The sequence below is a fragment of the Actinoplanes sp. NPDC051633 genome (assembly GCF_040681735.1).
GTDB lineage: Bacteria > Actinomycetota > Actinomycetes > Mycobacteriales > Micromonosporaceae > Actinoplanes.
This window is the reverse complement of the sequence record NZ_JBFAZH010000446.1, coordinates 1-5791: the sequence shown is the minus strand read 5'-3', so window position 1 is coordinate 5791 and position 5791 is coordinate 1. Positions and strand designations below refer to the sequence as shown.

5 protein-coding genes and 2 pseudogenes are annotated in these 5791 nt (G+C 71.9%); 3 read left to right on the top strand and 4 right to left on the bottom strand.

The window, feature by feature from the left end; translation table 11 throughout:
* Window positions 1-468 (bottom strand): annotated as a pseudogene (locus AB0M20_RS23370) (hypothetical protein); the annotation flags it as partial.
* Window positions 469-667: 199 nt separating this feature from the next.
* Between AB0M20_RS23370 and AB0M20_RS23365 the strand changes: the two are divergent.
* A complete protein-coding gene (locus AB0M20_RS23365; RefSeq protein ID WP_364301430.1) occupies window positions 668-907 on the top strand; it encodes a CDGSH iron-sulfur domain-containing protein in 240 nt (79 codons plus the stop codon).
* Window positions 908-922: 15 nt separating this feature from the next.
* On the opposite strand, the gene AB0M20_RS23360 is transcribed toward AB0M20_RS23365, so the two are convergent.
* Both AB0M20_RS23360 and AB0M20_RS23355 read right to left on the bottom strand, forming a co-directional pair.
* On the bottom strand, window positions 923-1894 hold the full coding sequence (locus AB0M20_RS23360; RefSeq protein ID WP_364301428.1) for an iron-containing redox enzyme family protein: 972 nt from the start codon (window positions 1892-1894) through the stop codon (window positions 923-925).
* A gap of 28 nt (window positions 1895-1922) precedes the next feature.
* Window positions 1923-3026 carry a Vms1/Ankzf1 family peptidyl-tRNA hydrolase gene (locus AB0M20_RS23355; protein ID WP_364301426.1) on the bottom strand — a complete coding sequence of 368 codons (1104 nt, stop codon included), beginning with the start codon at window positions 3024-3026 and terminating at the stop codon, window positions 1923-1925.
* 111 nt (window positions 3027-3137) lie between these two features.
* Between AB0M20_RS23355 and AB0M20_RS23350 the strand changes: the two genes are divergently transcribed.
* Window positions 3138-3659, top strand: coding sequence for a hypothetical protein (locus AB0M20_RS23350; RefSeq protein WP_364301424.1), 522 nt, complete (start codon window positions 3138-3140; stop codon window positions 3657-3659).
* 3 nt (window positions 3660-3662) lie between these two features.
* Here the strand turns inward: AB0M20_RS23350 and AB0M20_RS23345 are convergent, their stop codons facing one another.
* Window positions 3663-4940, bottom strand: coding sequence for an SGNH/GDSL hydrolase family protein (locus AB0M20_RS23345; protein WP_364301422.1), 1278 nt, complete (start codon window positions 4938-4940; stop codon window positions 3663-3665).
* 109 nt (window positions 4941-5049) lie between these two features.
* Here AB0M20_RS23345 and AB0M20_RS23340 point away from each other — a divergent pair.
* Window positions 5050-5791: pseudogene (locus tag AB0M20_RS23340) on the top strand (glutamate--cysteine ligase); the annotation flags it as partial.

Sequence of the window (5791 nt, the reverse complement as noted above, 5' to 3'; positions counted from 1 at the left end):
CGCGGCGACGCCCGGAGCAGCCGAGCCGCCGGCCGCAGCCGAGCCGCCCGGAGCGGCGGGGCCGCCCGAGACCGTGCCGGGTGCGGGCACCGCCGGCCGGTCGCCCGCAGTCGCCGGGGCCACCGGGACAGGCGTCGAGGCGTCGCCGGCGCTGACCGACAGGGACGCGCCGGTCTGCGCGTACCCCGAGGATCGTGCCGCCGCCGAGCCCGCCGCCGGAAGGCCCAGCGGCGAAGCCGCTCCCAGCGCCTGCGTCCGGGCCACGTCGATCAGGCCGGACGACTCGGCTAGCCCGGCCGCGAACAGCACCTCCGCCGCCGCCCGCCCGGACGGGCACGGCAACGGCTCCCCGCACACCGGGCAGATCGTCATGCCCTCGCGGGGCCCGGCCCCGCCCGCATGCGCCTCCACCATCTCGCGGGCGGTGCGTGCGAGCACACTGTCCGGTTTCACGATCGCGCCTGTCATCTGCCTCATCCCCCGTCGAACACGGCTACGGCGCCCCGCCGAACGGCCGGAGGCACACGTCAAGGTCAAGTTCACCGGTTCGCGCGCGGCTCCGTGCCGGTTTCGCGCAATCGGTAACCTCACGGCGGACATCGCGTCGCACCGGTCACGCGCGCCCCGGCAGCGTTTGGAGCGATCCGGCCGGGGCAGTCCGGTCGGCATGAACGATCACGGAACGGGCGCCATCGTCACTCCCTACGAGGACGGGCCGCTCCTGATCCGCGGCGACTTCACGTTGCAGACCCCGGACGGCCAGGTCATCGATCCCGGCCGCGGCACGGTCGCGCTGTGCCGCTGCGGCAAGTCGGCCATCAAGCCGTTCTGCGACGGCACGCACAAGGCGGTCGGCTTCCGAGCGGGCACAACCCGCGAATCGGAGGCCCCGCGCACAGCGGAATAGGAGCAAGCCGAGAACTCAGGGCAACGGCTCGCGGAGAGAGGACTCGCCCGCGTCCCAGCGGGCCAGGACCTCGGTCGCCCATTCCTGGTCGAGCGCCAGCGCGCACCGCGCCCCGAAGAGCACGTCCCCCGCCAGCCCCGGCTCCGCGGCGGCGAACGAGCCGCACAGGTCGTACGCCGCGATCTGCTCGTGCACCGCGTCCGCCTCGACGTGCTCGTCGTAGAAGGCGGTGGCGTCCGCATCGCCACCAAGCCGCCGCAACCCGTTGCCGTAGGCCCGGTTCGGCGCGGTGGAGGTCATCTCGTACGCGGCCAGATGCCCGATGATCGCCCCGCGCCGCGACCGGTGCAGCGCGAAGAGCGACATCATGTTGTTGATCGCGAGCGTGCGGGCGGGCACCACGTCCACGTACGCGCCGTAGGTCGTGTCGAGATCGAGCGCGACCATCGTGCGCTTGAAGAGCTCCTGGTGCATGCGCGGCTCGCGGCCGTTGCCGTACTCGTCGATCTGGATCTCGATCAACGCGGCCTTGGCCGCCCCGCCGAGCCGGGGGATCGCGTAGGTGTGCGGGTCCGCCTCACGCAGGTGGTAGACGGAGCGGTGCGCGGCGAACTCGCGGAACTGGGCGCGGGTCGCCCGGCCGCGCAGGAACTTCGACAGCGACGGACCGGTGTCCGCGCTGGTCAGCTCGATGAGCTCGCGGGCGATCGGCTGCGCCGGCGGCGTCACCGGCCCGGCCAGCTCGATCAGTTGCCCCTCGAAGACCTTCTCCAGGCGGGTACGGGCGGCGATGAGTGACGGCTGCCATTCCCAGTCGTCGTCCACCCCGTCCCAGCCCCGGTAGCTCAGCTCGTAGAGCACGAACAGCGTGAGGTGGAGGTCGTCGTCATCCGAGTGCCGGGACGGGATCGTGACGTCGTGCGGCGGCCGGGCCAGAGCGTCGATCACCGCGGCGGAAACCGGGCCGCGAGGCGAGGGCAGCTTCATGGCGGGTGACTGCCCCCAGCGGAAAGGATCAAACTGCGGCCGTCTGCCCGTCGCGGTAACGCAGCACCGCACCGATACCGTGCGTCAGCGGCACCTCATCGGCCTGCACCAGCACCAGATCGGCGTCGGTGCCGGCGATCGCCCGGGCCAGCGCGGCGTCGGCCCGCACCTGGCGCGGGTCGTTGATGCCGGAGTCGCGCAGCTCGAACTGGTCGACGGCGACGAGCGCCGGGTCGTCGAGGCCGATCCACAGCGTGTCGGTGGACGACGCGTCGTTGACCAGCAGTACGGTCTCGACCTGCCCGCGCTGCAGCCGGGTGACGACGTCGGCCAGGCCGGTGCTCTCGTACCCGTCGCCGCGCTGCGTCTGGTAGCGGTCGATCGCCTCGCGGGCGTGCCGGTCGGCGACCTCGGCCACGGCGATCGTGGCCGCCTCGTCGAGCCCTTCCTCGCCCTTGTTGCCCTCGACGAAGACGACGCGGTTGCGCCAGCGTTCGGGCAGCTGCGACGACGTGTACGAGGTGGCGTGCTCCTCGCCGGCCAGCACGATGACCTCGGCGCCGACGGTCGAGGCGAGCTCCGCCACCGCGGCCGCGACGTCGCCCGCGTTGCGCTTCCAGGTCTCCTCGGCGGCCTGCTGGTAGCGCCGGTGCGACCAGCCGCCGGCCTGCACCTTCCGGATCGGGAAGGTTTCGCTGCCCTGGACGCTGCGCTTGCGCTCGACCCCGCCGACGCCGAGGCCGGTCACGTCCGCCCGGTCGCGGTGGACTTCGGCGATCACGTAGGGCACCTCCTCGCCGCGCTGGGCGATCAGCGGCATGACGTGCGGCAGCGGCCCGAACTCGGCGATCTCCGCGGGCGGCGGCGAGGGCAGCGGCTCGGCCAGGACGACCTCGCCGCCGGCGGCGAACAGGGCGAGCCCGGCCCGCCCGGACAGGCCGCCGGAGTCCGCGATCGCGGCCGACAGCGCCTCCAGTGTGGCGGCGTCCGCGCCCTGCTCCTCGAGCGCCGCCCGCGCGGCGCGCCAGCGCAGGTCGATCTGATGGCCGGCGTTCTCCTCGGCCCGGGTGACGTCCAGATAGACCGACGCCCACGGACCCTGACGTTGGTAAAGGGGGCGTAGATACGACATGTCCATGGCGATGCGCCTACCCGCTAAAAGACGCATGAACCGCCTATTCACTCACTGTAATGTCACGGTCGCTCTCCGTACCATCGAGGGACATCCAGGAGGTGACCCCCCATGGACGACACCGAGCTGCACCGCGAGCGGATCCTCCGGCACGCCGGCCCGATCATCACCGGCCGGTTCCTCGGCTTCCACGCCTCGTACACCCGCGAAGTGAAGGTCGGCCGGCCACTGGTCGTCCTGATCTTCGTCAGCGCGACCATCGCACGGCTGATCGGCGCGATCGTGCGCCTGAAAGGCGTGCGGCGCCGCTTCAAGGACCTCAAGAAGGGACCGGAGTTCCTCGTCACCCCGATGCGGGTGCGCGACGACCTCGGCCAGGTCTACGAGGTCGAGATGCACGGCCACCTGCCGGCGTCGGCACTGCACCGGGGCGACCTCGTGCAGCTCACCACGCGCGCGCAGGCGGACCCGGCGATCCCGGTCCGCCTGCTGCACATGATCAACCTGACCACGATGCAACCGCTGACACCGCGCATCCCGACGCTGTGGTCGCACCTCGGCCCGGCGTTGCTGATCCAGGCCGCGCTCGGCGTGACCATCGCGGTCGCCGTGACCGCGGCCTGGCTCCGATAGCGCCTACAGCTTGCCCAGCGGCACGACCGCGGCCATCGCCGCGTCGCCCGCGTCGTTGGGGTGCAGGTGGTCGCCGCTGTCGTACGCGGGCAGGATCCGCGCGACGTCGGCCGGATCACGGGTGGCCGCGTCGAAGTCCGCCACGCCGTTGAGCGCGCCGTCGCCGCCCGCGCGGATCCACTCGTTCACCGCGACCCGCGTCGTCTCCAGCTCCGGCGTCCAGGATCCCCAGCCCTTGAACGGCATGATCGTCGCGCCGATCACGCGCAGGCCGCGCGCCTTCGACCGGGCGGCGATCTGGGCCAGCCCGGCGATGATCTGCTCGGGATCGGTCTGGTGCGGCTCCTGCTGGATGTCGTTGACGCCCTCGAAGATGATCACCGTCCGGGCTCCGGCACGGTCGAGCACGTCCTCCGGCAGCCGGGTCTGCGCGCTGGGGCCGAAGACCTGGAAGATGTTGTAGTCCGGCCAGTGCGAGTCGAGCAGCACCCGGTTGCCGCTGATGCCGGAGTTGGCGATGCCGTAGTCCGGGACCTGCGACCGGGCCAGCCGCGCGGCGAGGTAGTCGGTCCAGCGCCGGTTGGCGTTGAAGGTCGACGTGACGCCGTCGGTGATCGAGTCGCCCAGCGCCACCACGGTGCCCGGCCCACCCCGCACGTCGACGCCGTTGACGTAGTGCCAGACCCGGGTGCGCTCGCCGAAGGCGGCGGCCGACTCGTCGCCGGCGTGGTCGGCCGGCCCACGGCTGAACACCGAGTCCTGCATCGCCGACGGGTGGTAGGTGACCGTGCCGGACGGGTTCGGCGTCCACGTGCTGACCAGCAGGTCGCGGTCGGCCCTCACGCGCAGCGCCACCGGGTCGCTGATCGCCTCGGCGCCGGCCGGGACGGTGAACGACGACCTGCCGTTGAACAGCACGTCGCGCACCGAGCCGGGGACGGCCTCGCCGTTGCTCTGGTCGATCGCGCCGTTGCGCTGGCCGCCCTTGTGTGCCGAGACGGCGACCGTCACGTGCCCGAAGAGCACCGGCTGCGTGCCGAAGCGGTTGGAGAGGTGGACCCGTACTCGGTTGCCGCCGACCGTCGTGTGCACGACGTTGCGGATGGTGAAGCCCGCGTACCCCTGTTGAACGCCGCTCACCGCCGCGGCGGGCGCGGTCGCCCACGTCGTCGTCCAGTCGGCCGCGGCCGGCGCGGCCCCGTCGGCCCCGGCCGGCGCCGCACTCCAGCCGAGCCCGAGCAGCAGCGCGCAAGTCGCTGCGATAAGTCCTCTACGTCGCATACTGACGAGTCTCGATGCGTGGGAGACATCTGTAAAGGTGGTGTGGCGCCTGAGCAGCAAGGGGTAGATCATAGGGACGGCGATACAGCGCGTGAGGGGACGGTACGCGGTGGGCGAGGAAGTCGAGCAGCGCGCTTTTACCCGGGAAGACCGCGCGAAGTACCGGCACAAGATCAGGCGCAGCCTGGACGTGTTCGCGTCGATGCTGCGTGAGTCGCGATTCGAGTTCGAGCGCCCGCTGACCGGGATGGAGATCGAGCTCAACCTGATCGACGGCAACGCCGACCCGGCGATGCGCAACGCCGAGGTGCTGGGCGCGATCGCCGATCCCGACTTCCAGACCGAGCTGGGCCAGTTCAACGTCGAGATCAACCTGCCGCCGCGGCGGCTGGCCGGCGACGAGAACGCCGACCTCGAGCGCACGCTGCGGGCCAGCCTGAACAACGCCGAGGAGCACGCCCGCACGGTCGGCGCGCACATGGTGATGATCGGGATCCTGCCGACGCTGCGCCGCGAGCACATGACGGCCGACGCGCTGTCCGCCAACCCCCGGTACGCGCTGCTGAACGAGCAGATCTTCGCGGCCCGCGGCGAGGACCTGGAGATCCGGATCGACGGCATCGACCGGCTGGCGGTAACCACCGACACGATCGCGCCCGAGTCGGCCTGCACCAGCACCCAGTTCCACCTGCAGGTCAGCCCGGCGCAGTTCGCGGCGTACTGGAACGCCGCCCAGGTGATCGCCGGCGTGCAGGTGGCGCTCGGGGCCAACGCGCCGCTGCTGTTCGGCCGCGAGTTGTGGCGGGAAACCCGGATCCCGCTCTTCGAGCAGGCCACCGACACGCGGTCGG

Excerpts from the sequence above, each read along its gene's own strand:
- AB0M20_RS23365 (WP_364301430.1), top strand. The coding sequence starts at position 668 with ATGAACGATCACGGAACGGGCGCCATCGTCACTCCCTACGAGGACGGG.
- AB0M20_RS23360 (WP_364301428.1), bottom strand. The coding sequence starts at position 1,894 with ATGAAGCTGCCCTCGCCTCGCGGCCCGGTTTCCGCCGCGGTGATCGAC.
- AB0M20_RS23355 (WP_364301426.1), bottom strand. The coding sequence starts at position 3,026 with ATGTCGTATCTACGCCCCCTTTACCAACGTCAGGGTCCGTGGGCGTCG.
- AB0M20_RS23350 (WP_364301424.1), top strand. The coding sequence starts at position 3,138 with ATGGACGACACCGAGCTGCACCGCGAGCGGATCCTCCGGCACGCCGGC.
- AB0M20_RS23345 (WP_364301422.1), bottom strand. The coding sequence starts at position 4,940 with ATGCGACGTAGAGGACTTATCGCAGCGACTTGCGCGCTGCTGCTCGGG.